The sequence below is a fragment of the Cobetia sp. 5-11-6-3 genome (assembly GCF_013374055.1).
Classification (GTDB): domain Bacteria; phylum Pseudomonadota; class Gammaproteobacteria; order Pseudomonadales; family Halomonadaceae; genus Cobetia; species Cobetia marina.
The window spans coordinates 186,771-213,051 of sequence record NZ_BLWJ01000005.1 but is presented as its reverse complement, the minus strand read 5'-3'; the positions used below and the strand labels follow the sequence as shown (position 1 = coordinate 213,051).

At 63.7% G+C, this 26,281-nt stretch carries 23 protein-coding genes, 1 other RNA gene and 1 pseudogene; 8 read left to right on the top strand and 17 right to left on the bottom strand.

All coding sequences use genetic code 11. The annotated features are described in order from the left end of the window. Positions 1-224 precede the first annotated feature (224 nt). The 10 genes from HXS66_RS10660 to HXS66_RS10615 all read right to left on the bottom strand — a co-directional run bounded on the left by HXS66_RS10660 (position 225) and on the right by HXS66_RS10615 (position 8,308). The gene (locus HXS66_RS10660; protein WP_136939474.1) at positions 225-1,490 is read right to left on the bottom strand and encodes a dihydroorotase; all 1,266 of its coding nucleotides are present in this window, start codon (positions 1,488-1,490) and stop codon (positions 225-227) included. After that, on the bottom strand, positions 1,487-2,539 hold the full coding sequence (locus HXS66_RS10655; protein WP_084209529.1) for an aspartate carbamoyltransferase catalytic subunit: 1,053 nt from the start codon (positions 2,537-2,539) through the stop codon (positions 1,487-1,489). Before HXS66_RS10655 ends, HXS66_RS10660 begins: the two co-directional genes overlap by 4 nt. Continuing rightward, positions 2,536-3,084, bottom strand: a complete 549-nt coding sequence (gene pyrR / locus HXS66_RS10650; RefSeq protein WP_127736567.1) for a bifunctional pyr operon transcriptional regulator/uracil phosphoribosyltransferase PyrR — start codon at positions 3,082-3,084, stop codon at positions 2,536-2,538. The genes HXS66_RS10655 and pyrR overlap by 4 nt, the downstream gene beginning before the upstream one ends. A gap of 82 nt (positions 3,085-3,166) precedes the next feature. Continuing rightward, positions 3,167-3,622, bottom strand: a complete 456-nt coding sequence (gene ruvX, locus HXS66_RS10645; RefSeq protein ID WP_077379660.1) for a Holliday junction resolvase RuvX — start codon at positions 3,620-3,622, stop codon at positions 3,167-3,169. Continuing rightward, positions 3,615-4,172, bottom strand: a complete 558-nt coding sequence (locus HXS66_RS10640) for a YqgE/AlgH family protein (RefSeq protein WP_077379662.1) — start codon at positions 4,170-4,172, stop codon at positions 3,615-3,617. The genes ruvX and HXS66_RS10640 overlap by 8 nt, the downstream gene beginning before the upstream one ends. A gap of 15 nt (positions 4,173-4,187) precedes the next feature. Next, on the bottom strand, positions 4,188-5,093 hold the full coding sequence (locus HXS66_RS10635; RefSeq protein ID WP_176503527.1) for a TonB family protein: 906 nt from the start codon (positions 5,091-5,093) through the stop codon (positions 4,188-4,190). Between the two features lie 111 nt (positions 5,094-5,204). Then, positions 5,205-6,176: a glutathione synthase gene (gene gshB, locus HXS66_RS10630; RefSeq protein ID WP_176503526.1), complete on the bottom strand. Its 972-nt coding sequence runs from the start codon at positions 6,174-6,176 to the stop codon at positions 5,205-5,207. Between the two features lie 203 nt (positions 6,177-6,379). Continuing rightward, entirely contained in the window at positions 6,380-7,126 is a 747-nt protein-coding gene (locus tag HXS66_RS10625; protein WP_084209531.1) for a 16S rRNA (uracil(1498)-N(3))-methyltransferase, read from the bottom strand. A 194-nt stretch (positions 7,127-7,320) separates the two neighbouring features. After that, positions 7,321-7,824, bottom strand: a complete 504-nt coding sequence (gene secB / locus HXS66_RS10620; RefSeq protein ID WP_077379671.1) for a protein-export chaperone SecB — start codon at positions 7,822-7,824, stop codon at positions 7,321-7,323. Positions 7,825-7,888: 64 nt separating this feature from the next. Beyond that, positions 7,889-8,308: a rhodanese-like domain-containing protein gene (locus tag HXS66_RS10615; protein ID WP_077379673.1), complete on the bottom strand. Its 420-nt coding sequence runs from the start codon at positions 8,306-8,308 to the stop codon at positions 7,889-7,891. Between the two features lie 457 nt (positions 8,309-8,765). Between HXS66_RS10615 and gpmI the strand changes: the two genes are divergently transcribed. The 3 genes from gpmI (at position 8,766) to HXS66_RS10600 (ending at position 13,177) form a co-directional block, all read left to right on the top strand. Next, positions 8,766-10,328 (top strand): 2,3-bisphosphoglycerate-independent phosphoglycerate mutase, encoded by a 1,563-nt coding sequence (gene gpmI / locus HXS66_RS10610; RefSeq protein WP_077379675.1) that lies wholly within the window; start codon positions 8,766-8,768, stop codon positions 10,326-10,328. Further along, positions 10,321-11,610 carry a murein hydrolase activator EnvC gene (locus tag HXS66_RS10605; RefSeq protein WP_176503525.1) on the top strand — a complete coding sequence of 430 codons (1,290 nt, stop codon included), beginning with the start codon at positions 10,321-10,323 and terminating at the stop codon, positions 11,608-11,610. The genes gpmI and HXS66_RS10605 overlap by 8 nt, the downstream gene beginning before the upstream one ends. 169 nt (positions 11,611-11,779) lie before the next feature. Then, on the top strand, positions 11,780-13,177 hold the full coding sequence (locus tag HXS66_RS10600) for a S41 family peptidase (RefSeq protein WP_176503524.1): 1,398 nt from the start codon (positions 11,780-11,782) through the stop codon (positions 13,175-13,177). Positions 13,178-13,316: 139 nt separating this feature from the next. Here HXS66_RS10600 and HXS66_RS10595 read toward each other — a convergent pair whose 3' ends face one another. From HXS66_RS10595 to HXS66_RS10580, 4 genes are all read right to left on the bottom strand, one after another. Further along, entirely contained in the window at positions 13,317-14,645 is a 1,329-nt protein-coding gene (locus HXS66_RS10595; protein WP_176503523.1) for a UbiH/UbiF/VisC/COQ6 family ubiquinone biosynthesis hydroxylase, read from the bottom strand. 157 nt (positions 14,646-14,802) lie between these two features. After that, entirely contained in the window at positions 14,803-16,050 is a 1,248-nt protein-coding gene (gene ubiH, locus HXS66_RS10590) for a 2-octaprenyl-6-methoxyphenyl hydroxylase (RefSeq protein ID WP_176493819.1), read from the bottom strand. Between the two features lie 4 nt (positions 16,051-16,054). Then, positions 16,055-17,398 (bottom strand): Xaa-Pro aminopeptidase, encoded by a 1,344-nt coding sequence (gene pepP / locus HXS66_RS10585; protein WP_373996126.1) that lies wholly within the window; start codon positions 17,396-17,398, stop codon positions 16,055-16,057. A 152-nt stretch (positions 17,399-17,550) separates the two neighbouring features. Then, on the bottom strand, positions 17,551-18,192 hold the full coding sequence (locus tag HXS66_RS10580; RefSeq protein ID WP_176503522.1) for a UPF0149 family protein: 642 nt from the start codon (positions 18,190-18,192) through the stop codon (positions 17,551-17,553). Positions 18,193-18,451: 259 nt separating this feature from the next. On the opposite strand from HXS66_RS10580, the gene HXS66_RS10575 reads away from it, so the two are divergent. The 3 genes from HXS66_RS10575 (at position 18,452) to HXS66_RS10565 (ending at position 19,836) form a co-directional block, all read left to right on the top strand. Next, positions 18,452-18,814: a cell division protein ZapA gene (locus HXS66_RS10575; protein WP_077379686.1), complete on the top strand. Its 363-nt coding sequence runs from the start codon at positions 18,452-18,454 to the stop codon at positions 18,812-18,814. An 88-nt stretch (positions 18,815-18,902) separates the two neighbouring features. Continuing rightward, positions 18,903-19,085, top strand: a non-coding RNA gene (gene ssrS, locus HXS66_RS10570) — 6S RNA. Between the two features lie 22 nt (positions 19,086-19,107). After that, positions 19,108-19,836, top strand: a complete 729-nt coding sequence (locus HXS66_RS10565; protein WP_136939481.1) for a 5-formyltetrahydrofolate cyclo-ligase — start codon at positions 19,108-19,110, stop codon at positions 19,834-19,836. A gap of 681 nt (positions 19,837-20,517) precedes the next feature. Here HXS66_RS10565 and ilvA read toward each other — a convergent pair. After that, positions 20,518-22,053: pseudogene (gene ilvA / locus HXS66_RS10560) on the bottom strand (threonine ammonia-lyase, biosynthetic); the annotation flags it as partial. Positions 22,054-22,309: 256 nt separating this feature from the next. Here ilvA and rpiA point away from each other — a divergent pair. Further along, a complete protein-coding gene (gene rpiA, locus HXS66_RS10555) occupies positions 22,310-22,981 on the top strand; it encodes a ribose-5-phosphate isomerase RpiA (RefSeq protein ID WP_077379692.1) in 672 nt (223 codons plus the stop codon). Positions 22,982-22,994: 13 nt separating this feature from the next. Continuing rightward, complete coding sequence (locus HXS66_RS10550; RefSeq protein WP_176503521.1) at positions 22,995-23,702, top strand: DUF3157 family protein; 708 nt, start codon at positions 22,995-22,997, stop codon at positions 23,700-23,702. Between the two features lie 119 nt (positions 23,703-23,821). Here the strand turns inward: HXS66_RS10550 and HXS66_RS10545 are convergent, their stop codons facing one another. Both HXS66_RS10545 and HXS66_RS10540 read right to left on the bottom strand, forming a co-directional pair. Next, positions 23,822-24,676 (bottom strand): outer membrane protein OmpK, encoded by an 855-nt coding sequence (locus tag HXS66_RS10545; RefSeq protein ID WP_176503520.1) that lies wholly within the window; start codon positions 24,674-24,676, stop codon positions 23,822-23,824. 279 nt (positions 24,677-24,955) lie between these two features. Next, positions 24,956-26,224, bottom strand: a complete 1,269-nt coding sequence (locus HXS66_RS10540) for a NupC/NupG family nucleoside CNT transporter (RefSeq protein ID WP_176503519.1) — start codon at positions 26,222-26,224, stop codon at positions 24,956-24,958. Positions 26,225-26,281: the final 57 nt, after the last annotated feature.

Genomic DNA, 26,281 nt, shown 5'->3' with positions numbered 1-26,281 from the left:
GTGGCGTGATGCCGGGCATCGATGTTCCACGTGAAACATCTGCTGATCGTGGCGGACATGTTGCCCAGGTCGGCACTGGCTTCTCTGCGAAGCAACCAATAGCTCCCCAGCACCACAAGCCATGAAATCGCTGACTTATCAGCAAGTTGTAACCAGCCACCCAGAGACTGACCTCAAGAGACCGGCCTCCTGGTGAAGCATGGATGTTCCACGTGAAACATCTTTCAAGCGTAGCGCGTATCGCCCAACAGCACGCGTTCGACACGCCCGGTCAACTGCATGCCGAGCAGTGGCGTATTATGTCCAGCACTTGCCAGCGTCTCGCTGGAGACACGCCATTTCTGCTCCATATCAATCACCGCGAGATCACAATACTCACCTTCCTTCAGCATGCCCCCCTTGAGCCCGAAGCGCCGGGCGCTGAACGTCAGGGTCTCGATCAGGCGCGGCAGCTTGATCATCTCGGCCTTGACCAGCGCCAGCCCAAGCGGCAGCACGGTTTCCAGACTGGTCATGCCGGGCTCGGAGACCGCGAAAGGCGCACATTTCGCGGCTGCCTCATGTGGCAGGTGGTCACTGACGATCGCATCGATGGTGCCATCCGCGACAGCGGCACGAAGTGCCTCACGATCGTCGGCACTGCGCAGAGGCGGCTGAAGATGGAAGTTGGCATCAAAGCCTTCCAGCTGCTCATCGGTCCAATGCAACTGGGCGATCGAGACATCCGCGGTGATATCCAGCCCTCGGGCCTTGGCATCACGCACCAGTTCCACCGCGCGAGCACTGGAAAGCAGCGAGACATGCGCCCTCACGCCGGTCTGCTCGATCAGCAGCAGCCATTGGGTCAGCGCGATGGTCTCTGCCGATTCGGGAATTCCTGCCAATCCGAGGCGTGACGCGATGGCCCCCTCGTGCGCGCATCCCTGACCCGCCAAGGTGGCTTCCTGTGCCTGGAAGACCACCGTGATATCGAAGGTGCGTGCATATTCCAGACAACGTCGCAGCACACCAAGATCACGGATCGGCCTGCGCAGGTTGGTCAAGGCGACACAACCGGCGGACTTGAGTGCGGCCATGTTGGCGAGCAGCTCCCCTTCCAGCCCCTGGGTCAGCGCACCCAGGGGGGCCACCCTGACACCTGCCACATCGCGAGCGCGATCGAGCAGGGTGCGCACGTGAGAGGCACTGTCGAGCACCGGACTGGTATCCGGACGAGGCAGGATGACGCTGTATCCCCCTGCCAGTGCCGCGGCCGATTCACTGGCCAGACTGCCCTTGTAGCGCGGTCCGGGATCACGCAGATGGGCCCCCAGGTCAGCGAAGGCCGGCACGACAAGCTTGCCCGAGAGATCCTGCTGCTCATCCGCGACGAAGTCACGCGGAGGCGCACCGATCGCGACCAGACGTCCCTCTTCGAGGTGCAGGTCATACTGGCCATCGCGGCCACTGGAGGGGTCGATGACCCGAGCATTGATGAGGCTGAGTTTCATGCTCCAGCTCCTCGAGAACGTTCATTTCTGCGCTCAGCGCGCGCCTTCATCTGGCCTGATACCGCCATCGACAGCACCGCCATCCGGACGGCGATGCCATTGGTGACCTGATCGAGGATCAGCGAGCGCGGACCATCCGCGACGGCGGATTCGATCTCGACACCTCGATTGATGGGTCCCGGATGCATCACTACCGCCTCAGGATGCGCGTGGGCGAGGCTTTCGCGGGTCAGGCCGTAGCGACGATAGTATTCCGACTCCGAGGGCAGCAGCGCGCCATCCATGCGCTCCTTCTGCAGACGCAACATGATGACGACATCGACATCCTTGAGCCCGGCTTCAAGCTCGGTGAACACCTGGCAGCCCAATGTCTCGACGCCCACGGGCAGCAGTGTCCTGGGGGCCACGACACGCACCTCGGCTGCCCCCAGGGTGTTGAGTGCCAGAATCTGCGAGCGCGCGACTCTCGAATGCAGGATGTCACCGACGATGGCGACGCGCAGGTTGGCAAAATCACCCTTGTGGCGACGAATGGTCAGCATGTCGAGCATCGCCTGGGTCGGGTGGGCATGGCGCCCGTCACCGGCGTTGATGATCGCCACATGTGGCGTGATCTGGCTGGCGATGAAGTGCGCCGCGCCCGAGTCACCATGGCGCACCACGAAGGCATCCGCCTGCATGGCTTCGAGATTGACCAGCGTGTCCATCAGTGACTCGCCCTTGGCTGCGGAAGACGTCTTGATGTCCAGGTTGAGCACATCCGCCGACAGGCGCTTGGCGGCGAGCTCGAAGGTGGCCCGGGTACGCGTGGAGTTCTCGAAGAACAGATTGGCCACCGTACGCCCCCGCAGCAGAGGCACCTTCTTGACCTCGGCATCACCGATGCCGCGGAAGTGATCCGCCGTGTCGAGAATCTCGGTCAGGACTGCACGCGGCAAGCCTTCGATATCCAGGAAGTGGCGCATACGCCCCTGCTCGTCAAGCTGGACCTGGGACGGGGAGGCCGCACGCACCTCTGCGCTGGCCTGGGTGAGATCGAACAGGTTCATGCCGCACTCTCCCCGGTATCCACCAACGTCAGACGCAAGGCATCCGGCCCTTCCAGCTTGATGCGCTTGCCGGGCGCCAGGGCCAGACTGGCGCCCAGCGCATCCGGCTGAACCGGCAGTTCACGCCCCGGCAGCTCCAGCAGACAGGCCAGCAATACGCGTCGTGGACGCCCGTAATCGAACAGTTCATTGAGCGCAGCACGCACGGTGCGGCCACTCATCAACACATCGTCGACCAGCAGAAGATCGCGATTCTCGATATCCGGCAGCTGTGAGCCCTTGCCGGCGTCCGGCAACCCCTTGTGCCCGAAATCATCACGCCAGAAACCGATGTCCAGCGTCGCCAACGCTTCGCTGAGCCCCAGACGCTCACGCAGTGCCTGGGCAATCCATACCCCGCCGGTATGAATGCCGACAGGAATCAGCCGCTCACGCTCGATCTCACGACGCTCGAACAACAACTCGAGCTCTTCGGTCATCGCCTCGAGAAGCGCTTCCACATCGGGCAGCGTCTCGTGGTCGTCGTGTACCTCGGAATGTTGCATGGGTATCGCATCCTCATACTTCCGCCAGCGGCGGCAGACAGACAAAAAAAACCCGCTTCCGTGAAGGAAGCGGGTGGGGTATTCAGTAACCGACAAGGTCGCCCTCGCCTCGCTGGCTTGCAAACCAGCTCTCGAGTATCAGCTGAGCGGCGAGGCCATCCACGCCATCATCACGATAGTTGCCGCGGTGACCGCGTTCACGTGCCAGCCCCTTGGCCGCCTTGGTGGAACCACGCTCATCCCACATCTCCAGCGGCTTGCCATATCGGCCGTACAGACGCTTGCCAAACTTGCGGGCACGGCTGCACATCAGGCTTTCGGTGCCGTCCAGCTCCAGTGGCAATCCCACCACGAACAGATCCGGCTGCCACTCCTCGATCAGACGAGTGACCACATTCCAGTCCGGGATGCCGTCACGCACGTGCAGGGGCACCAGCGGTGATGCCGTGCCCAGCATCTCGGTGCCCACTGCCACCCCGATACGGCGCGTACCGAAATCGAAGGCCAGTACCGTCCGGCTGACGACCCGCTCAGCCATGCCCGATCTCCCGTGACATCAGGCTCATGTTGACACCCAGCTTGCGGGCCGCTGCATCAAGGCGCGACTCGCTGTCGGCATCAAAGAGAATGCCGCTGTCGCCTTCGACGATCAGCCAACTGTTCTCCTTGAGCTCATTCGTCAGCTGGTCAGGCTCCCAGCCAGCACAGCCGAGGCAGACCATGAAATCTTCCGGCCCCTTGTTGTCGGCGATCGCCTTGAGAATATCCAGCGAGGTCGTAAGGGCCAGCTCATCCGTCACCTGCAGGCTGGAATCCCATTCCGCGGCCTGGCCACGGTGCAGGATGAAGCCGCGGTCCTTGTGCACGGGGCCGCCATAATAGACGACGTCTTCCAGGCACTCGCAGCTGTCCGCCGCGATCTCGAGCTGCTCGAACAGACCACGCATGGTCAGCTTGATGGGCTTGTTGACGATGACACCCAAGGTGCCCTTTTCATCATGATCACAGAGGTAACTCAGCGAGCCGGAAAAGTTGTCATCATCGAGATGAGGCATCGCCAGCAGGAAATGGTCTCGCAGACTTTGCATGGTCCTCCCGAGGCGTCAGGGCGCGCCAGAATCGTTGCCGGGGCCGAATCGCCAGATGCGGGTGATGGTCAGTTGGCTCATGCCCCTGAGACTCTCATCGAAGGGAGCATAGGGGGCCGCGCCATAGACCGTATCCAGAGCCGCCTGGTCGAGCTCGGCATGTCCCGAGGATTGTAACACTTCCGCGTACTCAAGCTGACCGCTGGGCAACACGACGGCACGAATGCGCAGCTCCCCGCTCAGATTGGCGGGCGCGGGATAGTGGAGATTGCCGAAGGACTGCACCGTGCCGGTCCAGTCATTGATGTAGCGAGCCCGCGCCGAGGCGCGGGCCGCCTTGCGCGAGGCCACATCACCGGCCACCTCGCGAGTCTGGCCCGAGGCCTGGATCGCCCCGACATCCTGCTCGATGGCTTCCTGCTCATTGTCCGGCGTATCCGGCAGGATCTCGGAATGCGAGACCTGCTGTGGCGAATCATTGCGGGTCGCGATGACCTCCGGGATGCGCTCCGGCAACACCAGGGGCACGGCAGCTGCCTCGGGCACCGGGGCCTCGCCGCTGACGGGAGCACTCTGCTCACCCGCCCGGGGGGGCGTCTGACTGGCTGGCCCGGCTTGCACCGCCGCCTCACGGCCGCTTCCACTGGCCTGCTGATCCTGCTCGGCGACGACATCCGATGTGACGGCACGTGAGCTGGCCTGGCTGACCAGCGTGACGTCGAGCATCACCGGGTCAGGCAATGGCGGCACCTGAGGGGGCACCATCAGGCCACTCCCCAGCAGCCACCAGCCGACTACCGCATGCACCCCCAGTGCCGCGCCCCAGGCCACCACGCGACGATGCATCCGGGTCACCGGCACGTAGGTGATCGGATCGGTCACGCTATGGTTGACTCCCCACCACTCGACGGGTGCTGCCATGCCCCACTCCCTGTCTGCGAAACCGCTGTCGTGTCAGCTTCGGCATCCCTGCCGTTTACTGCGAACTTGCTGGCCGCCATCTGACGCCACCGACGCCATTGACGGCGGCAATCAAGCGGACTGCTGCGCCGTGAGGCGTGCCTCGATGGCATCCATCAGCAGCCCGGCGATGTCCGTACCGCGCTGGTCATCGATTTCACGCACGCAGGTCGGGCTGGTGACGTTGATCTCGGTGATGTAATCCCCGATCACGTCCAGACCGACGAACATCAGTCCCAGCGACTTCACCACCGGCTTGACCTGCTCGACCAGCCAGTAATCGCGATCCGTCAGCTCACGCGACTCACCACGTCCTCCAGCCGCCAGATTGCCACGCGTTTCTCCGGCGCTGGGAATGCGCGCCAGACCGAACGGCACCGGCTCACCATCGACCAGCAGGATGCGGGTATCGCCGGAACTGATCTCCGGCACGTAACGCTGTGCCATGATCTGACGCTGGCCACGCAGGGTCAGCTGCTCGATTACCGATCCCAGATTGCGACCATCTTCGGCGACGTGGAAGATACCGCTGCCGCCCATGCCATCGAGCGGCTTGAAGATGACATTGCCATGCTCCGCGTGGAAGGCGCGCAACACCTTGTCATTGGCCGAGACGGTCGTCGGCGGAATGCACTGGGTGAACTGCTGCGCGAACAGCTTCTCGTTGCAGGTCAACAGCGCGGCCGTCGGGTTGACGACCAGCACGCCTTCACGTTCGGCGAAGCCCAGCAGGTGGACCGCGTTCAGGAAGTGCTCGTCGACGGGCGGGTCCTTGCGCATCAGAATCACGTCAAGCTCGGCCAGCGGCGTCGCGACGACCTCGCCCAGCTGATAGAAGTGATCAGGATCCCGATAGACCTCGAGATCCCGCATCCGTCCCATCGCACGGCCATTCTCGAGATAGAGATCTTCCTGCTCCAGGTAATGCAACGACCAGCCACGCTGGGCGGCGGCCCACAGCATGGCCAGGGTGGTGTCCTTCTTGTAGGTGACGCTGGACATCGGGTCCATCACCACGCCGATCTTGAGCTTGCGAGCAGTCATCGAGGCAACCTTCTGACGACACTGCCGACCCAGCCGGCCGGCAATGAGAAAAGCGGATGTTACCCGGCGCGATACCCCGAAACGGGTTGCGCGGGAAGATGGGACAAGTATGCAGCAGCACCACGCTGCCCACCACTGACATGAGGACGCTCAAGGCCTCACGCAGTGTTGCCGGGGCTTCAACAATGCTGGTGTCGTCCTGCCTAGCGCGGCAGATCGCCGAAGCGCTGCTGCAACAGCGTCAGCGCGACCACCGGCGCCGTCTCGGTACGCAGTATCCGTGGGCCCAGCCCCAGGACGTCACACCCCGCGCCAGCCGCCTGGGTGACTTCTTCCGGCGTGAAGCCGCCCTCAGGGCCGATCAGCAGGCTGGCACGCGTCACGCCGCCCTCGCTCTCGGCGGCATTCAGCGCCTCGGCACCGCCCGGCTGCAATATCAGGCGAAGTGGCTCATCGCGCTCATCCAGCCACTGGGCCATGGGAATCGGCGCATGCACCACCGGCACCACGCTGCGACCGCACTGCTCACAGGCGCTTGCCGCCACGCCCTGCCAATGCGCGAGTTTCTTGTCGGCGCGCTCGCCCTTGAGCTTGACGTCGCCACGCGCGGTGTAAAGCGGGGTGATGGCAGCGACCCCGAGCTCACAGGCCTTCTGGATGGCGTAATCCATGCGATCGCCCTTGGAGATCGCCTGGCCCAGATGCACTGCCAGTGGCGACTCGCTGTCATTGGCGACCGCCTCGATCACCCGCACGCTGACCCCCTTGCGGGACACCTCCTCGAGCGACACGCGCACTTCCTGCCCGTGCCCATCGAACAACTGTGCTTCGCTGCCCACCCGGGCCCGCAACACCAGACCGAGATGGCGTGCAGGCCCCTCGGGCAGTGCAAAGGTCGCCCCGGCGCTGACATGGAGATCAAGATCGGGACAGTGCAGACGAATGGCCATGGGAAAGTCTCGCGAGCAATGCGCCGCGCGGCAGCGCCGTGAGAGACACTCAGCACGCCGACACGGAGATGAAAGGGGAAGAGAAATAGGTTCAGGAAAGCACGGCCATCATGGTGGCCACCAACGCAGTGACGGGCCACTGGGGCCCGTCACTGTCATTGCCATCTCACGGCCATTGCTGGCCGTCTCACGGATCAGTGAGCGGTGGCTTCACCCGCCTGTTGCGCTTCACGCTGCTTGCGCTGAGCGTACATGGCTTCGAAGTTGACCGGTGCCAGCATCAGCGGAGGGAAGCTGCCGCGGTTGACCAGATTGTCGACGGCTTCACGCGCGTACGGGAACAGCACGTTCGGGCAGAAGGCCCCCAGGGTGTGATCCAGCTGCTCGGCGGACAGACCGGCGATGCGGAACAGACCGGCCTGCTCGACCTCGGCCAGGAAGGCGGTGGTCTGGTCTTCACCGTTGGAGACCTGGGCGGTGACCTTGATGGACACCTCGAAGAGCTCTTCACCGACCTGCTGGTGCTCGGTATCCAGTTCCAGGCTGACCTTCGGCTGGAACGGCTGGGAGAAGACCGCCGGAGAATTCGGCGCTTCGAAGGACACGTCCTTCACATAGATGCGCTGCAGGGCGAACTGGAGCTGATCCTGAGCCTGTTCGGCACCCTGTGCCGCCTGTGCGTTCTGTTCTTCAGCCATGAGACATATCCTTGAATGTACGGAGAATTATTGTTGGGCCATCGGCCTGCTTCCCGCAGGTCGCTCAGCGAGTCACGACCGGCAGACTGTCGGCTTCCCACTGACCCATGCCACCCTTGAGCTTGACCGCCTGCTTGAAGCCGGCCTTCTCCAGGCGCGCCACCAGCGGTCCAGCGGTCTGACCATGCTTGCAGACGATGATCACCGGACGGTCCTTGTACTTGTCCAGCGGCGTGGTCGCGCTGGCAAGCTGACTGCTGGGAACATTGACGGCACCGGCGATGTGGCCGGCCTTGTATTCCTTGCTGTCGCGGATGTCGATGAAGACACCCTCTTCGCGATTGACCAGTCGCGTGGCCTCGCTGACGCTGACCCCGTGGTTGCCACGCATGGTTTCCATGACGATGAGGGCGACCAGCAGGGCGACGAAGGCGCCCACCAGCAAGGGATGATTCTGCGCGAACTGAAGCAGCTGTTCGATCATGAGACGGGCTAACTCCGCTGTGACGTGCATGCCGGTACGTACGCGGCAAAGGAAATAGACCGCTACCCGAGGTAACGGAGCCAGCATTATACATGACAGCCCCTGCCATGAATGCCCGCGACATGGCATCAAAAAGGCGTAACGCCGCCCTGCCCTCGCCTGCGCCACGGGGACGCACTGAACTTGCCCGCGATAGGGGAATCCAATCTTGCCGATACGCTTCCAGCACTTGCACTCGGCACCTTACCGCCTCTCTAATAGAGGTCAGAATGAGCAGGTAGTTTTATCACTACATCTTGCCTCACCCGTGCAGCAAGCGGTGAACGCACCGGATGAGGAAGACGGCAGAGGATGCCCGCAGGACATGACAGGCACGTGATCGCCTGACAGCCACCCTGCGCGATTGCCCCTGCCGTCCTGCTCCAGAGGATTCATTCGTCATCACAGCGAGGAAGTCATGGCAGCTCAAGCACAAGGTCCGCGTCCCGTCGCCCTCATCATTCTCGATGGCTACGGCCACAGCGAGGAAGAGAAGGACAACGCCATTCTTGCCGCCAACACGCCGGTCATGGATCGCCTGCGCCAGCAGTATCCCAGCGATCTGATCCATACCGACGGTGGCCATGTCGGCCTGCCGGATGGCCAGATGGGCAATTCCGAGGTCGGGCACATGAACCTGGGGGCCGGGCGCATCGTCTACCAGGACTTCACCCGCATCACCAAGGCCGTGCGCGAGAATGCCCTCAAGGACAACACTGTCCTGACCGCGCCTCTCGATGCCGCCATCGCGGCTGGCCGTGCCGTGCACCTGATCGGCCTGCTGTCTCCCGGGGGCGTGCACTCCCATGAAGACCACATCCTCGCCATGGCCGATCTGGCCGCCGAGCGGGGCGCCAAGCGCATCTACCTCCACGCGATTCTCGATGGCCGCGACACCGCGCCCAAGAGCGCAGAGGCATCCATCGCGCGTGCCGATGAACACCTGGCAGGTCTCGGACTCGAGGAAGGCCGTGTCGCCACCCTCGTCGGTCGCTACTTCGCGATGGACCGTGACAACCGCTGGGACCGTGTCGAACAGGCATATCGCGTGATCGCCGAAGGGCAGGGCCTCCACGAAGCCGCCAGCGGTGTGGAAGGACTTGCCGCCGCCTACGAGCGTGACGAGACCGACGAATTCGTCAGCGCCACGCGTATCGGCGACGCCGTCCCCATGCAGGAAGGCGATGCTGCCCTGTTCCTGAACTTCCGTGCCGACCGTGCCCGCGAGCTGACCCGCGCCTTCGTCGAGCCGGACTTCTCCGGCTTCGAGCGCACGCCGCCCAAGCTGGCCCATGACGGTCTGGTGATGCTGACCCAGTACGCCGCCGACATTCCGGCGCCGGCTGCCTTCCCACCCTCCGACCTGCCCAATACCCTGGGGGAAGTGGTCTCCAATCGCGGCCTCACTCAGCTGCGTATCGCCGAGACGGAGAAGTACGCCCACGTGACCTTCTTCTTCTCCGGCGGCCGCGAAGACGAATTCGACGGCGAGACCCGCATCCTCGTGCCCTCGCCGCAGGACGTGAAGACCTACGACGAGAAGCCGGAGATGAGCGCCGGGGAGGTCACCGACAAGCTGGTCGAGGCCATCGAATCCGGCCGCTATGATCTGATCGTCTGCAATTACGCCAATGGCGACATGGTCGGACACACCGGCAAGTTCGATGCGGCCGTCAAGGCGATCGAATATCTGGATGGCTGCGTCGGCCGCGTGGTCGAGGCGCTGGAGAAGGTCGGTGGCGAATGCCTGATCACCGCGGACCACGGCAATGCCGAGCAGATGGTGCACCCGGAGACCGGCAACCCGCAGACGGCGCACACCACCTTTGAAGTGCCGCTGATCTACGTCACCCAGCGTGACGTCAAGCTGGCCTCCGAGGGACGCCTGTGTGACCTCGCCCCGACCCTGCTGACCATGATGGGGCAGGCGGTCCCCGAGGAAATGGACGGCAACGTGCTGGTCGATTATGCCGGTGCCTGATAGCCCCTTGCAGGGCGCGCCGAGTGGCGTGCCCGGCGCCTCCCCCGGTCCGGATGCCTGTCTGGTATCCGGACCGGGCAGGCGCTACCGATTCTTCAAACGCCGGAGCCCTGTCTCCGGCGTTGTGCTGTCTGCCTGCCTGCTGCTCATGACTCCGCTGCTGGCCCCCCCCTCGGCACTGGCCGCGGACAGCAGCGCGACCCTGACCCAGAAGAAGCAAGCCTCCGAAGCCGACCTCAAGCGTCTCAAACACGAGATACAGGCGATGCAGGGCGAGCTGAAGGCCACTGCCGCGCGGCGCAGCGATACGCGCAATGGCCTGGAGAAGATCGAGCGCCAGCTCAACGAGACTCGCCAGCAGACCGGCAGACTCGAGGATGAGCGCGACGACATCACGCAGCAACTGACCAGGCTCACGCGCCAGCGTGAGACCCTCATCCAGCAGCAGACGGCGCAGAAGGCTGCCGTGGCCGAGGAGATGGCCGCCCTGTATCGGCTGGGTCGCCAACCCGAATTGAAGCTGCTGCTCAATCAGGATGATCCGGCGCGTCTCGAACGCCTGCAGGTATACCTGAATCACTTGAGCGATTCGCGCCGGCAGGCGCTTGAGCGCCTCGCCAGACTGGATGCCTCACTGGCCAGTACCCGCGCCAGTCTGCTGGCACGCCAGACACGACTGGAGGAGGTGCAGCAAGGCCTCAAGCAGCAAGCCAGCAAACTGATGGCCCAGCAGAATGAGCGCGCCGCTCTGCTGCGCACCCTGGATGCCCGCTATGCCAGCCATGAGGCGAAGATCGCCGAGCTGGATCAGGACCGCGCCCATGCCAACCAGATGATCCAGACGCTCGAGAAGCGCCTCAAGGCCATCAAGAGTGCCCCGCCCCCCAGGACACGCATCACGCGTGCGATGGGCAAGATGGACTGGCCGGCCCCCGGGCGGGTCATCTCGGCCTATGGCGGGGGAGAAGGCGTCAATCGTGATGGCGTGCTGATCCAGGCGTCCCAGGGCACGCCTGTGACGGCGCCGCATGCCGGTCGTGTCGTCTTCGCGGACTGGATGCGCGGCTACGGCAACCTGTTGATCATCGACCACGGCGACAACGTGCTGACGCTCTACGCACATCTGGCAAGCTTCAGCGTCGGCCCCGGTGACAGCCTGTCACGCGGCCAGCAGCTGGGGAGTGTCGGCAGCAGTGGTGGCCGTGACGGTGCCGCGCTGTATTTCGAAGTACGCCGCGCCGGCAAGCCCGTCAACCCGCAACGCTGGCTGTCGAGCCGCTGAGCCAGTCAGCCATGGCGCAACATGGCGACAGGCTAGGCGGCAGGTACCCGGGCGGGATATGCTCGCAGTCATCCGTGACTGCGAGCGTCGGGGTCGCCTCTTCCCCTCTGGCTGAACTGCCAGGCGCTTCGGCATCAGTCGAGCCAGTCTCCGTCGAGAAGGAAATCGCATGTCCGCATCGTCGTCATTCCGTCCTGCCCCGCGTCGCCTGCGTCAGCTGGCGGTCAGCGTGCCGCTGAGCCTTGTTCTGCTGGGCGGCGGAGTGCCGGCCCATGCTGAAGATGCGCGGCAGGGAGCCATGCCTGCCTCCTCCAGCGAATCGGCCAATGGCCTGCCGCTGGAGGAACTGCGCACCTTTGCCGAAGTCTTCGAGCGCATCAAGCGCACCTATGTGGATGAAGTGGATGACCGCACGCTGCTCAAGAATGCCATGCGTGGCATGCTGGCAGGGCTGGACCCGCACTCGGCGTATCTGGATCAGGATGACTGGCAGGACCTGCGCGAGAACACCGATGGGGAATTCGGCGGTATCGGCATCGAGGTCGGCATGGATGAGGATGGCCAGCTGACCATCATCGCCCCCATCGACGACACCCCGGCCTCACGTGCCGGCCTCCAACCACGTGACGTGATCCTCAAGATCGACGACACGCCGATGGAGGGTCTGTCGATGACGGAATCCGTCAAGCTGATGCGTGGCGAGGAAGGATCGACCATTCGCCTGCTGGTACTCTCGGAAGGCGCCGACATGCCCCGCGAGGTCGTGCTCAAGCGGGCCATCATCAAGAGCAGCAGCGTCAGTCAGCGCCTGCTGGAGCCGGGATATGGCTACCTGCGCGTCAGCCAGTTCCAGAGCGCGACGGGCGATGAGGCGAAACGCGCCCTTACGGAGCTGCGCGAGGAAAGCGGCGATGTCGCGCTGAAGGGTCTGGTGCTGGATCTGCGCAACAACCCCGGGGGGCTGCTGTCAGCGGCCGTCGAGATAAGCGACCTCTTCCTCACGAGCGGCCGCATCGTCTATACCGAAGGGCGCCTGCCGGACAGCGAGCTGTCCTTCTCGGCCAGAGCCGAGACACCGGCCGGTGATACGCCGCTGGTGGTATTGATCAACGGCGGGACGGCCTCCGCCGCGGAAATCGTCTCAGGTGCCCTGCAGGACCAGCGCCGCGCCATCATCATGGGCACCGAGAGCTTCGGCAAGGGCTCGGTACAGAACGTGATGCCACTGGGCAACGGCGACGGCCTCAAGTTGACCACGGCACTCTACTTCACGCCCAACGGGCGCTCGATCCAGGCAGAGGGCATCCGCCCGGATGTCGAGGTGGTGCGCGGACGACTGGAGCGGGACACGCGGCGTGATTTCAGCGTACGCGAGGCGGATCTCGACGGACGTCTCGACAATGCCAATGGCGACTCATCGACGCCTTCCAGCAAGGCACCGGACAGCCCGGTGGTCGCCGAAAGTGATTACCAGCTGGGGGAAGCACTCAACCTGCTCAAGGGCATGAACGTGCTGGGTCGCAGCGCGGCTCTCAAGGCCACGCTTCCCGCCACCTCGGAGCAATAGTCTCTCTTTCGCCGTAAACGACACGACCCCGCCAACTGGCGGGGTCGTGTCGTCTTTCGCGCGCCAATCGGCAGGTCTGCCATCTCCCGCCTGGCCTGTCGTCGTGCTAACTGTCACGTCCAGAGGTGAGCGCTCACTGTCAGCGTGGTCGGCAGCTCTCCGGCAACTCCCCACGCTCCCCCATCGCCTGGCGCATCAGCAGGCGCTTGAGCTCGACGCTGCCATCCACCCAGCCAAGTCCCAGGTTACGCACCAGGCGTACCCCCGGCTTCCGGCTGCCGAACAGCAGGCGGAAGCCATCCATCATCTTCAGCATCACGGCATTGTCGCTGCGCCGGCGTCGACGATAGCGCTTCAACCAGCGCTCATCGCCCAGTGCCACGCCGCGGCGGTGCCCATCCAGCAGTTCTTCCGCCAGCACGGCGACATCCATCAGGCCAAGATTGACCCCCTGCCCCGCCAGCGGGTGAATGGCATGCGCGGCATCCCCCACCAGCGCCAGCCCCGGCAGCACATACTCCTGCGCATGACGTTGATGCAACGGGAAGCTGAAGCGCTCGGCACTGTATTCCACCGTGCCGAGCTTTCCCTCGAAGGCTGCTTCGAGCTCATGACAGAAGTCCGTCTCGGGCAATGCCAGCAGGCGCTCGGCTTCCTGCGGAGTGGTGGACCAGACGATGGAGCAATGGCGCTGGGCGCCGGATGCCTCGCCCTCGGGATGTACCAGGGCGGAATTGACCGCCAGCGGCAGGAAGGCCAGCGGCCCGGTGGGCAGAAAGCGCTGGCGGGCGACGCCCTGATGCGAATGCGCCGTGCGCACCGTGGTGACCAACGCCACCTGGCCGGTATCGTGCTCACGGGTCTCGATGCCCGCCAGCTCGCGCAGACGGGAACGCGCCCCGTCAGCCGCCACCACCAGCCCCGCCGCGACGCTGCTACCGTCGCTCAGTGTCAGGCTTGCTGCCTCGGCCCCCTCAAGTTGGTAAGCACTTACCACTGAAGCTGACCCCGTCCTGGGCAATCCCAGGCCGCTGACCCGGACACCATAACGGCGCGTGATCGAGGGACACCGGGAAATCGCTTGCTCAAGCGCGGCCTGAGTGACCCGATTCTCGACGATGTGCCCAAGCTCCGACACACCGCTTTGCTCGGCACTGAAGCCTATCTCGCCATTGCCTTCGGCATCCCAGACCTGCATGCCGGTATAGGGCATCAGACGACTCTGTGCGATGTCCTTCCAGACCCCCAGGCCGCTGAGCAATTGACGCGAAACCGGCGTCAGCGCACTGACACGCGGCTCCGGTGCCAGCGCCGGCTGCCAGTCGACGATGCCCTCGCGACCCTCGATCAGAAGGACGCGCAGGCCGCCCTGCCCCAACAGCAGCGCCAGCGTGGCGCCGACGATACCGGCGCCCACGATGGCGACATCCACCTCATGCGGTGCATCCAATCTCCGATGCTCGTTCATGCCTGCTCCCTTGTATGACGCCTGTCGCGCGTCGCTCTCCTGGCGAGAGTCTCGTGAATCCGGCGGCGATTTGGTCACTCATCGACGCCACCCTGGGGCGCAAGCCTGTGGCGCAACTCACGACATCGCTTGGCCCGTTGGCAAGTACTCGCTACGCCTAGCGCTCAATGCCCATCGAGCGCCTTGCCAGCAGGCGCTTGAGCGGTGACACCAGATTCAGGCCGATCAGCCCTGCCGCCCGAGCATGCCCCAGCCAACGACTCTCGACGCCGAACAGGCGGATCAAGCCATCACTGAACAACACGACATTGTCGCGGTCCGCACCGCGCCGCGACTCGAAATCACTCAGCACGCTGACATCGCCAGCGGCATCACCACGTGCCTGTCCCGCCGCGATGGCGGCCACCAGATCCGTCACGCCGCGCAGCGCCAGATTGAAGCCCTGCCCTGCCACCGGATGCAGCGAGTGAGCGGCATTGCCGAGCACCGCAAGTCCGGGACGTGTCCCCTCGCTGGCACGTATCAACGACAGGGGATAGGCATGGCGCTGCCCGACCCGCCGGAAACGGCCGGCCCGCTCGCCGAAGGCAGCCTGAAGCGCCTTGAGAAACTCGGGCTCCGGCATGTCCATCAGCACAGCCGTCTCGTCGGGAGAACGCGTCCAGATCAACTCCATTCGACGGCCACCCAGCGGCAGCAGCGCCATCGGTCCCTCGCTGGTGAAACGCTCATAGGCCACCCCCGCGTGGGGCTGGCTCATCTCGACGGTGGCGATCAGCGCCTGTTGTTCGTAGGCATGCGTCTCGCTATGGATGCCGAGACGCTCCTTGAGCCCCGAGCGCCCGCCATCTGCCAATACGGTCAGTCCCGCCTCGATCAGGCGTCCATCCTCCAGCAGCAGGCGGTGCCCCTGCGCGCTGACGCTGATCTGCGCCACGCGTGCCGGGCAGTACCAGGTCAGCGGCAGTTCCGCCAGACGCCGATGGAGCACGCGCCCCATCCAGGCATTGGGGATCACATGCCCCAGCGCGGGAACCCCCAGTTCCTCGGCCCGCATGCGTGTGGCCCCGAGATGGCCGCGCTCGCTGACATGGATGGTACGAATCGGCGTGGCGTGCTCACGCATCGCCTCCCACAGCCCGAAGGCGATGAAGCGCTGGCGTGAACCGGCAGCGATGGCACTGGCTCGCGCATCGAAACTGGGCTGGAAACGCCCGGTATCCTCCGCGGGAGGCAAGGGGTTGGCCTCGACCACCGCCACGCGCAGCCCATCCTCCTGCTGCCCGTTCATCAAGGGTGCAAGGGCACAGGCCAGGCTCGCGCCCACCAGGCCACCACCGATGATGACGACATCGAATCGCTCCGGCGCAGACGTTACCGGGGATGCTGCCGCTGGCTCACTCATGATGTCAGGCTCCTTCGCGCATCAGTGCCTCGATGGCCTCGACGGATTTGGGAACCGTGGCGCTCAGCACTTCGTGCCCGTCCGCGGTGACCACCACATCGTCCTCGATGCGAATCCCGATCCCCCGATACTCGGCTGGAATGTCACTGGCGTCCGGCACATAAAGCCCCGGCTCGACCGTCAGCACCATGCCGGGCAGCAACGGACGCGGCTCACCGTTCTCGCGGTAACTGCCGACATCGTGCACATCCAGTCCCAGCCAGTGCGAGGTGGAATGCAGATAGAAGCGGCGATAGGCCTCATCGGCGATCAACGCCTCCACTTCACCTTGCAGCAGGCCCAGTTCGACGAGGCCGGCGGTCAGGTCATGCACCACCTGTTGGTGAATGCCCACCAACGTCGCACCCGGCACCACGGCGGCCACTGCACGTTCCTGGGCCTTGAGCACGATCTCGTAGAGACGCTTCTGGGGCTCACTGAAGCGACCATTAATGGGGAAGGTACGGGTGATGTCGCCGGCATAGAGTGCGTACTCCGCGCCAGCATCGATCAGCACCAGCTCGCCATCGATCAGCGGAGCACGGTTCTCGATGTAATGGAGCACGCAGGCATTCACGCCACCACCGACGATGCTGGTATACGCGGGTGCCGGAGCGCCCTGCCACTGGAATTCATGCTCGATCTCGGCCTGCAGATGATACTCGTGCAGCCCGGGGCGGCTGGCCCGCATGGCACGGATGTGGGCGCGAGCGGAAATCTCCGCCGCGTGACGCATCAGCGCCAGCTCACGCTCATCCTTGATCAGGCGCTGCTCATGCAACAGCGGGGCGAGGTCTTCAAAGGCGACCGGCGGGCGGGCACCACGACGCACGGCCGCGGCCAGCTCCTCGCGCAGCGATTGCGCCAGCGCCAGTGCTTCGTCGTCCTCGAACAGCACGAAGAGACGCCCACGGCCATCCAGCAGACCGGCCATGACATCCTCACGCTGATCATTGGTGAAGGCCTGGTCGAATCCCGCCTGCGTCACGGCCCCTTCGGCACCGATACGGATACCGGTCCAGGCTTCCGCCAGCGGATCCTTTTCCTGACAGAACAGTACGCTCTCGCCTTCCGCGCGCCCCGGCAACAGCAACAATGCCGCTTCCGGTTCCGGCCAGCCGGTCAGGTAATGAAAGTCACTGTTCTGACGGAAGGTGAACTCACTGTCACGATTGCGCTGCGCCAGGCCGGACGACAACACCAGTACCGCGGCATCACGAGGCAGCTGCATCATCAGACGCTGGCGACGCGCCGAGAAGTCATCAGCAGTCAGCGCCGCCGGCGCAGGCAGGATTTCAGGGACGATCATGGCGTTCTCCGTCGGGATCCGTGTCGGGCAGGCATGTCATGGCCTGCCCGACACGAATCAGAATGTAGCGGGAAAGGACGAGGCTCCCGAAGGGACAATCCTTCCCGAAATGGGGTCGGCCGCCGGGTATTGCGAGCGGCAATCTGCCTCACTCAGTGAGTGTCGTTGCGCGAGCTGACCCCGAGACTGCCTTCAAGTCCGCCTTCCGGCAACTGATCGTCACTGGGCTTCTCGACGTCCGGGTTGCCCGGGTGCTGCTCGGTATACAGCAGCAGGGCCGCCATGCGCACGTGGTCGGCCAGCGCGAACAGATCCGCCTCGTCCTCGGCATTGTCGTCATCCAGGTCCTCGGCGTTGGCCAGACCGCTCGAGATGGCCTCGACATCGCTCAGCGCATCACGCAATGCCTGGCTCCAGCCCTTGCGGACCTCGCCATCGGCGCCTGCCAGCTCTTCCTGGAAGCCCAGCGTCCACTCACGCAGGCTCTGGCCACGCTCGGCCAGGGAGAACATGTCGTCCGGCAACAGCGGCTCGAAGCTCATCTCGCTGGCCGCCAGGCGCTCCTGGTTGCGCGTGCGCCAGCTGAGAAACACCTCGCCCGCTTCACGGGTGGCCGGTTGCTCCACTCCCAATGCGGCACAGACGCGGCTCAACCAGTCTTCCGCGCTGATGTCATCCATCGCCAGGGCAGCGACCAGCTGTCCATCAAGGAAGGAAGGGTTGTTCAGGCTGCCGTGAACCAGGAACTGGTCCGCGACGAGAGAGAAGTCGAAGGTATCGTTGATGATGGCCATGGTGCGGGTCCATTGAGTCGGTGAGAAAGGCATCGGCAATCGACGATTACCGCTCGAACCCTGAGCGCCATGCTGGGTGACAGCCGCACTGCGCAGCGCGTTGACCCTCCAGAAGCGGCTCTCTATAGTGGCTCGAGAATGCCCCCATCTTACCGCACTGGCCCTCCTTCTGGCTTGCCGTCCTCACTGCGAGGTGACGCCCAGTCAAGGACGCCGCCGTCAATCAGGACGACGCCGGACATGGCCCGAGAGGACTGACATGAGCGACTCCACGACTCCCCGCAATACCACCGAGATCAGCCTGCTCGGCCGCAGCTATACCGTCAGCTGCCAACCCGGCGAGGAAGATGGCTTGACCCGTGCGGCGGCCTACCTGGATCTCGCCATGCAAGGCATCCAGCAACGTGGCAATACCATCAGTGCCGACAAGGTCGCCCTGATGGCCGCGCTCAACATCTCTCACGAACTGATCAACAGCCGCGACAGCGAACGCGCCATGCAGCAGGATTTCGAGACACGCCTCACGGCGCTGGATCGCCAGCTGGATGCGGCCCTCAAGCAGGTACCAGCCGAGTCTGTCCAACGTGCGAAGGCGCGTGCTGACGAAGCAAAAAACGCTTGAGAATCAAACAACTGATAAATTTCAGCAACAGTCTGTTCCCGACAGGATTAAGCCTTGGGCCGGCAGACGGGGTTTGGTAGACTGAAGGAGTTCTCTGGGGTGTACGACAGTTGCCGATGTCCCTCGAGCTTATAAGCTATTCCCAGGGAGTCCACTGCGCAGTGCTGTGTGCATGTCCGTGCGTCGGAAAGCCTGATGCGCTGCGCGGGACTACCCACCTTGAACCGCTGGGTTCAAGGGCCCCCGGTAACACCGGCACCTTGGAGAACCCTGTCTGACGGAGAATGTCAGGCATGCTCAAACCCCCTGCGGCTCGCGCCGCCCTCGCGAATCACTATTCGCCTCCCTCGCTTTCACGTGATGTCACGCTCTGGCCATTGTCCAGCGAGCTTGATCACCCCACTGCGGATCGCCGCGCCCTGAGACGCTTGCTGCGCCAACGGCGACGCCAGTTGACGGCCCCCGAGCGCCGTAATGCCGAGCAGGCCCTATTGCGACGACTGAAGCGTCTGCCGGAACTGCTGCGTGCCCGGGACATCGCCCTGTACCTGCCCAATGATGGCGAGATCGACGCCACCCGTCTGTGCCGATGGCTGCAACGTCGGGGAGCACGCGTCTATCTACCGGTCCTGCGACCCTTCGCGGTCAACTCACTCTGGTTCGTCCGCTACGACGACCATACCCCACTGGTGAGCAATCGCTTCGGCATCGCCGAACCTGACACGCGCTTCGGAGCCCACAAGGGCCGACGCCTGCCGGCCTGGGCATTGGATATCGTGCTGATGCCGCTGGTGGGGTTCGATGAGGCTGGCGCACGGATCGGCATGGGGGGCGGTTTCTATGACCGCAGCTTCGCCTTCACCCGTCGCGCCGGGCCAAGACCGAGGTTGATCGGCCTCGCCCATCACTGTCAGAAGGTGCCGGCCTTGCCGGTACAAGCCTGGGACATACCGCTGGATGCCATCGTCAGTGATCGCGAGATCGTGCGCCCAGGCCGCAGGCATGGGAACGCATCGTCATGATGCTCACGCAGGGGCAGTCACGCACGGGCGGTCAACGGCGCCAGCATGTCGCGGGCGTGCTCGGACTTGAGGGGGAGCAGACGTGCCTGGAGATCAAGGAGAAGAGCGGGAGGGAAAGGGGGGCAGGGGGGCAGAAAGGCAGAGCGCGAGAACGACTCTCCCTCTGAAAACGCCACTGCCGCCCGAAGGCGGCAGTGCACGATTCAGGAACCCATGACGGTCTGGGCGTAGCCGGTGGCGACGACACCAATCCCGAAAATGAATACCAGGGCCATGACCAGATCGGGCTTGCGTTTCATGAGAGCGGGCTTCTTCTTATATCGTCAGTGGCTTTCGCGTGACGGTTGTCGATGACTGTCTTCCTGACAGTGCCCACGATGATAGGCATCTGACCTGCGTATGACAATCACCATGCAGCCGTATGAATGAACGTTTTTCCACGCTTGCATTTCGCGCTGCAGGCGAGGGCTGGCAAGGCCTGGAGGGAAAACAACGTTCGATATCTCTGACGCCCCACCTAAGTACAAGTCATCAGTCATGCCATTCACCATCATGACGAGAAAAGCCCCTGCTCTCAGACGAGAACAGGGGCTTTTTCATACTGCCAATCATGAATGCCATCCGCCTGATGCCCACTTGATTCAGAGCGACCTCATCCAGGCAGGCGAGGCATGGCCGACATCATGACAGGAAAAGGCGATAGGCCGGATTGTCGCTTTCCTTCCAGAAGCGATAGCCGATCTCCGCGAAATACTTCTCGACCTCGGCGCGATCCCCATTGGGCACCTGCATGCCGATCAGGACTCGCCCATGGGACGCGCCGTGATTGCGATAGTGGAACAGCGAGATGTTCCAGTCCGCAGGCAGATGGGTCAGGAAGTTCATCAGGGCACCAGGACGTTCCGGGAACTCGAAGCGATAGACCTCCTCCTCGAGGTCGCTGCTGGTGCGCCCCCCGACCAGATGACGCGTGTGCAGCTTGGCCAGCTCGTTGTCGGTGAGATCCTCCACCGCGTAGCCCGCCTCACGCAGCTTCTCGACCACCGCTGCGCGGTCTTCCCCGCCCGGCTTGACCTGGACACCGACGAAGACGTGCGCCTCCTCCGGGTTGGCATAGCGGTAGTTGAACTCGGTGACCATGCGCTTGCCGATCACCTTGCAGAACTGCTTGTAGGCCCCGGGGCGCTCCGGCAAGGTAACCGCCAGAATGGCTTCCCGCTGCTCGCCGAGCTCGGTGCGCTCGGCGATGTGCTGCAGGCGATCGAAGTTGGTATTGGCCCCGGAGTTGATGCAGACCAGCGTCTGCCCTTCCGCGCCAGTCTGCTGGATGTACTTCTTGAGGCCGGCCAGCGACAGAGCGCCGCTGGTCTCTGACACGGCGCGCGTGTCCTCGAAGATATCCTTGACCGCCGCGCACATCTCATCGGTATTGACGGTAATCACTTCATCGACGGTATGGCGGATGATCTCGAACGGCGCCTCGCCGATCTGCGCCACGGCCACTCCCTCGGCGAACACGCCGACCTGGTCCAGCACCACACGCTCGCCGGCCTCCATGGCCGCCTTGAGGCAGGCCGCATCCTCAGCCTCGACACCGATGACACGAATGTCCGGACGCAGATACTTCACGTAGGCCGCGACACCGGCAATCAGGCCACCGCCGCCCACCGGCACGAAGATCGCATCGATCTTGCCCGGGTGCTGACGCAGGATCTCCATGCCCACCGTCCCCTGCCCGGCGATCACGTCCGGGTCATCGAAGGGCGGAATGAAGGTGTAGCCATGTTCTTGCATCAATGCCTGGGCATGCGCGAGCGCCTCGGGAAAGGCATCGCCCTTGAGCACCACGCGTGCGCCGCGTTCACGTACCGCCTGCACCTTGATCTCCGGCGTGATGCGCGGCATGACGATGACGGCCTTCACGCCCATCAGCTTGGCTGCCATCGCCAGTCCCTGGGCATGGTTGCCCGCCGAGGCGGCAATCACGCCACAGGCCTTCTGCTCATCGCTCAGCTGCGCCATCTTGTTGTAGGCGCCGCGAATCTTGAAGGAGTAGACGGGCTGCAGGTCTTCCCGCTTGATGAAGATCTGGTTGCTGAAACGACGTGACAGCATCGGGGCTGACGAGAGCGGGGTTTCATGGGCGGCTTCATAGACACGAGCCGACAGGATTTTCTTGACGTAGTGTTCGAGCATTATAGGAATGTCCTGATGTGTCGCAGCGCGGGCCGCATGGGTGCGACCGAACCCCCATTGTTATCAGACCGCCGGCGAGAGCGTCCAGCGCCATCGCGACGTTTGCCGTTATAATGTGGCGTTTTCTCGCGTTGCGTCGCCCGACTCGCTTCCTGTCTGCGCTTCTGGTTGCCGTGCAACAGCATGAGGCACAGACACGTCGGGATACGCGCCAGGCTCCCTTGCCGACGCGATGACCGCCACTCTCCACCCCTGCCCCACCGACCCGAGGTATGACATGACCCAGGATGAGCTGAAGCAAGCCGTGGCCCGCGCTGCCCTTGATGAGATCCGCCCGCTGCTGAACCGCGACACCATCATCGGCGTCGGCACCGGCTCCACCGCCAACCTGTTCATCGATGCTCTGGCGGAGGTTCGCCACGACTTTGCCGGCGCCGTCGCCAGCTCCGAAGCCACTGCCCAGCGCCTCAAGGGCCACGGCATCGACGTCTACGAGCTCAACCATGTGGGCACCGTGCCGGTGTACGTGGATGGTGCCGACGAGATCGATCCGCGTCTGGCGATGATCAAGGGTGGTGGTGCGGCGCTGACCCGCGAGAAGATCGTCGCGGCCTGCGCTGAGCGTTTCGTGTGCATCGCCGATGGCTCGAAGCAGGTCGACATCCTCGGTGGCTTCCCGCTGCCGGTGGAAGTCATTCCGATGGCACGTTCCTACGTCGCGCGCGAACTGGTCAAGCTGGGCGCGGACCCGGTCTATCGTGAAGGCGTTCTGACGGACAACGGCAACCGCATCCTCGATTGCTACAACTTCCTGATCGAAGACCCGATCACCATGGAAGCCCGCATCAATGCCATCGTCGGCGTCGTCACCAATGGTCTGTTCGCCGCCCGTGGCGCCGATGTACTGCTGGTCGGTCGCGAGACAGGTGTCGAGCGCATCACTGCCTGAGGAGGCTCGCCTGATGACATGGAAGATCACGCGCCACCTTGGCACCCGAGGCCTGTCACTTCTGGCCGGTGCCCTGCTCAGCCCGGTGCTGATGGCAGACAGCCTGCCGATCAGCTCTCCGACGACCATCACGCTGGATAGTGGCGTCAAGGTGCTGCTCAAGCCGGACCACAGCTGGGAGTATCTGCTGGAAGTCTCCGACGAGCAGAGCCCACGCTCGACGCTCGGCAGCGCGACGATACCCACCTCGTCCGCCCTGCCGGTCGTACCCGCCAATACGCCCGCCGCTGGCGATGCAGGGCAACCAGTGCCGGCCCGCGCCAACGTCTCTGCCCCGGCTCCGGCTCCGGCCCAGGCACGCCTCAATGCCAGCGCACTGGCCAATCCGACGCTGCTGAGCGAGGGACATCGTGATGGGGTCGTCGCACGACTGACCGCCGTGGACATCGACGATGACGACGCCGTGCTGCGCTTCGAGATCCAGAACACCGCCGGGCAGAACGTCATCGCCACCCGGGCAAGACTGCGTCTTTATGGCGACGATGGCCGTCTGCTGGCGACACGCGAGGCGCCGCTGTGGGTCGGCGAGTATCGGCTGCCCGAGACCTACCTGCGCCCCGGCCAGACCCGTGAGGGACGCAGCGTGCGCATCGCCCTGCCGGACGGCAGCTGGTCCCGCCAGCTGGTGCGCGTGGAAGTCAGCGAGGTCGAGTTCCGCTGATCACCAGGTGTCAGCTTCCAGGTGTCAGACGCCAGAGCAGCCAGACGAAAAACGGGAAGCCCTGAGGGGCTTCCCGTTTCTGTTTGCGCGCCGGTCGCTCATCGAGAGCGAAGCGGTGATCAGAACTTGTAGTTGATGCTGAAGTAGTTGCCGAAGCCGGTGGTGTCCTGACGCACGCCAGTGGCGGTGGAGCCATCGGTGAAGAACGCCATGTTGTTGTAGTACTTCAGGCCGTAACCCACCGCGAAACGCTGGGTGTGGTAGTAGATGCCGTTGAACCACTCCATGCTGTTGATGCTGCGACCGTCCTGGCTGCCCACTTCATCGGCATCGAACTTGTAGTCCAGATAGCCCTGATAGGCGATGAAGCTACCGTCCTCGAAGTTGACGAACGGCTTGAACCAGTTGGTGGACGCCATGTAGCCGTCCCACTTGCTCTCGTCTTCACCGCCGTAGTTCTCACGCACGTAGCGGGCGTAGAGGTTGAAGCCCATCTTGCCGAACCATGGCACCTGCACATCGCTGCCCAGACCGACATAGTGCTCCCACAGACCGCCGAATGCGCCGTTGTCACCGATGTTGGTGACGGTGGCGATGTAAAACTCGTCCACCGGGCCGAAGGACAGGTCGTGACCGGTCATGGCGTCCAGCGAGAAGCGCGGGGCCAGCTTGGCGAAGAAGTTGTCGCCGCCATTGAGGTCATCCGAGCTGTCATCGAAGATGTCGAAGAAATCGACATAGCCGTAGAGATCGACGATGCCCGAACGGCCTCCGAATTCCATTTCCAGATAGGTATCTTCACTGTTGCGGAACGGCAGACGGTTGTCCTCGCTGCGCATCAGATTGAAGGTCAGCCACTTGTAGTCATTGGCGTGGATGTCGCCATTGAAATCGGTGGCCTGGGCTGGCGCGGCAGCCGTCAGGAGGGTAGTGGCGGCCAGTGCACTGGCCGCGACGGTCTTGAGCATAGTCATCGCGAAATGATCCTGTCTTGAGTAATCAACTGTTCTGAATTGTTGTGGTTATTGCCCGTCATGAACGACGTCTGCCATCAGCGTCGCCCCATGCCGCCCGCTTCGTCGTCGGGCTGCGCCGGATTTGCAAAGGGCGCGATGTTAGCACTTCCTCGCAAAAACGATAGGGCGACGTTTGGCGGATTTCCCTGTCACCAACGGCCGGTTTGTGAACATTTACACACCGAAGGCGACACCTCTTCGAATCGCCCATCCACTGTGAGATGGGCGACATCCCGATCAGGCCGCCAGCGCCAGGAAGAAGCCGGCGATCGCCGCCGACATCAGATTGGAAAGCGTACCGGCCAGTACCGCCTTGAGACCCAGGCTGGCGATCTCATGCCGGCGCGTCGGGGCCAGGCTGCCCAACCCGCCGAGCAGAATGGCGATGGACGACAGGTTGGCGAAGCCGCACAGCGCGAAGGACAGCACGGCCATGGTGTAGGGCGTCATCACCGCACCCGTGGCAGCCACGAGACTGTCGCCACTCAGGTAGGGCGCCAGATTGATGTAGGCGACGAACTCATTCACCACCAGCTTCTGACCGATGAAGGACCCCGCCAGCGTCGCCTCGCTCCATGGCACGCCCAGCAGGAAGGCCAACGGCGCGAAGAGCCAGCCGAGAATCATGTCGAGACTCAGGGTGTCCATGCCGAACCAGTCGCCGACACCACCGAGAATGCCGTTGATCAGCCCGATCAAGGCGATGAAGGCCAGCAGCATCGCGCCGACATTGGCGGCCAGTTTCAGGCCGGAAGACGCACCGGATGCCGCAGCGTCCAGCACGTTGGACGGTGCGTCGTCATCCTTGAGCGAGGCATCCGCCACGGCGATCGAGTCATCCGGCTTGTCAGTCTCCGGGAACAGAAGCTTGGCAAACAGCAAGCCGCCGGGCGCTGCCATGAAGGACGCCGCCACCAGATACTCCATCGGGATGCCCAGCGCCGCGTAGCCACCCAGTACGGAGCCGGCGACGGATGCCAGACCACCACACATCACGGCGAACAGCTCGGAACGCGTCATGCTCGCCAGATAGGGCTTGACCACCAGCGGTGCCTCCGTCTGTCCGACGAAGATGTTGGCGGTCGCGGAGAGGGATTCCGTGCGCGACGTTCCCAGCACGCGCTGCAGGCCGCCCCCCAGCAGGCGAATCACCCACTGCATGATGCCGAGGTAGTAGAGCACCGCGATCAGCGACGAGAAGAAGATGATGATCGGCAGCACCTTGATGGCGAAGATGAAGCCGACACCGCTGCCCGGATTGGCCAGACTGCCGAACAGGAAGCTGATGCCTTGATCGGCATAATTGACGACCTGACTGACGGCGCCTGAGACACCGGCCAGCACACCCTGGCCGAAGGAGGTGTAGAGCACGAAGGCACCGATGGCCAACTGGATGGCAAAGGCGCCCCCGACGGTGCGCAGGCGGATGGCGCGTCGATTCGATGACAACGCCACGGCGATGAGGATGAGCGATGCCATCCCGACCAGACTCATGAGGGGATTCATTGGGAAGGTCCTGATGTGTTCTTGTGCTTGTTATGGAATGCGCTTGTGCGCGATGTC

What these genes read in the sequence shown, in the direction of transcription:
- HXS66_RS10660 (WP_136939474.1), bottom strand. Translation starts at nt 1,490, where the DNA reads ATGAAACTCAGCCTCATCAATGCTCGGGTCATCGACCCCTCCAGTGGC.
- HXS66_RS10655 (WP_084209529.1), bottom strand. Translation starts at nt 2,539, where the DNA reads ATGAACCTGTTCGATCTCACCCAGGCCAGCGCAGAGGTGCGTGCGGCC.
- pyrR (WP_127736567.1), bottom strand. Translation starts at nt 3,084, where the DNA reads ATGCAACATTCCGAGGTACACGACGACCACGAGACGCTGCCCGATGTG.
- ruvX (WP_077379660.1), bottom strand. Translation starts at nt 3,622, where the DNA reads ATGGCTGAGCGGGTCGTCAGCCGGACGGTACTGGCCTTCGATTTCGGT.
- HXS66_RS10640 (WP_077379662.1), bottom strand. Translation starts at nt 4,172, where the DNA reads ATGCAAAGTCTGCGAGACCATTTCCTGCTGGCGATGCCTCATCTCGAT.
- HXS66_RS10635 (WP_176503527.1), bottom strand. Translation starts at nt 5,093, where the DNA reads ATGGCAGCACCCGTCGAGTGGTGGGGAGTCAACCATAGCGTGACCGAT.
- gshB (WP_176503526.1), bottom strand. Translation starts at nt 6,176, where the DNA reads ATGACTGCTCGCAAGCTCAAGATCGGCGTGGTGATGGACCCGATGTCC.
- HXS66_RS10625 (WP_084209531.1), bottom strand. Translation starts at nt 7,126, where the DNA reads ATGGCCATTCGTCTGCACTGTCCCGATCTTGATCTCCATGTCAGCGCC.
- secB (WP_077379671.1), bottom strand. Translation starts at nt 7,824, where the DNA reads ATGGCTGAAGAACAGAACGCACAGGCGGCACAGGGTGCCGAACAGGCT.
- HXS66_RS10615 (WP_077379673.1), bottom strand. Translation starts at nt 8,308, where the DNA reads ATGATCGAACAGCTGCTTCAGTTCGCGCAGAATCATCCCTTGCTGGTG.
- gpmI (WP_077379675.1), top strand. Translation starts at nt 8,766, where the DNA reads ATGGCAGCTCAAGCACAAGGTCCGCGTCCCGTCGCCCTCATCATTCTC.
- HXS66_RS10600 (WP_176503524.1), top strand. Translation starts at nt 11,780, where the DNA reads ATGTCCGCATCGTCGTCATTCCGTCCTGCCCCGCGTCGCCTGCGTCAG.
- HXS66_RS10595 (WP_176503523.1), bottom strand. Translation starts at nt 14,645, where the DNA reads ATGAACGAGCATCGGAGATTGGATGCACCGCATGAGGTGGATGTCGCC.
- ubiH (WP_176493819.1), bottom strand. Translation starts at nt 16,050, where the DNA reads ATGAGTGAGCCAGCGGCAGCATCCCCGGTAACGTCTGCGCCGGAGCGA.
- pepP (WP_373996126.1), bottom strand. Translation starts at nt 17,398, where the DNA reads ATGATCGTCCCTGAAATCCTGCCTGCGCCGGCGGCGCTGACTGCTGAT.
- HXS66_RS10580 (WP_176503522.1), bottom strand. Translation starts at nt 18,192, where the DNA reads ATGGCCATCATCAACGATACCTTCGACTTCTCTCTCGTCGCGGACCAG.
- HXS66_RS10575 (WP_077379686.1), top strand. Translation starts at nt 18,452, where the DNA reads ATGAGCGACTCCACGACTCCCCGCAATACCACCGAGATCAGCCTGCTC.
- HXS66_RS10565 (WP_136939481.1), top strand. Translation starts at nt 19,108, where the DNA reads ATGCTCAAACCCCCTGCGGCTCGCGCCGCCCTCGCGAATCACTATTCG.
- rpiA (WP_077379692.1), top strand. Translation starts at nt 22,310, where the DNA reads ATGACCCAGGATGAGCTGAAGCAAGCCGTGGCCCGCGCTGCCCTTGAT.
- HXS66_RS10550 (WP_176503521.1), top strand. Translation starts at nt 22,995, where the DNA reads ATGACATGGAAGATCACGCGCCACCTTGGCACCCGAGGCCTGTCACTT.
- HXS66_RS10545 (WP_176503520.1), bottom strand. Translation starts at nt 24,676, where the DNA reads ATGACTATGCTCAAGACCGTCGCGGCCAGTGCACTGGCCGCCACTACC.
- HXS66_RS10540 (WP_176503519.1), bottom strand. Translation starts at nt 26,224, where the DNA reads ATGAATCCCCTCATGAGTCTGGTCGGGATGGCATCGCTCATCCTCATC.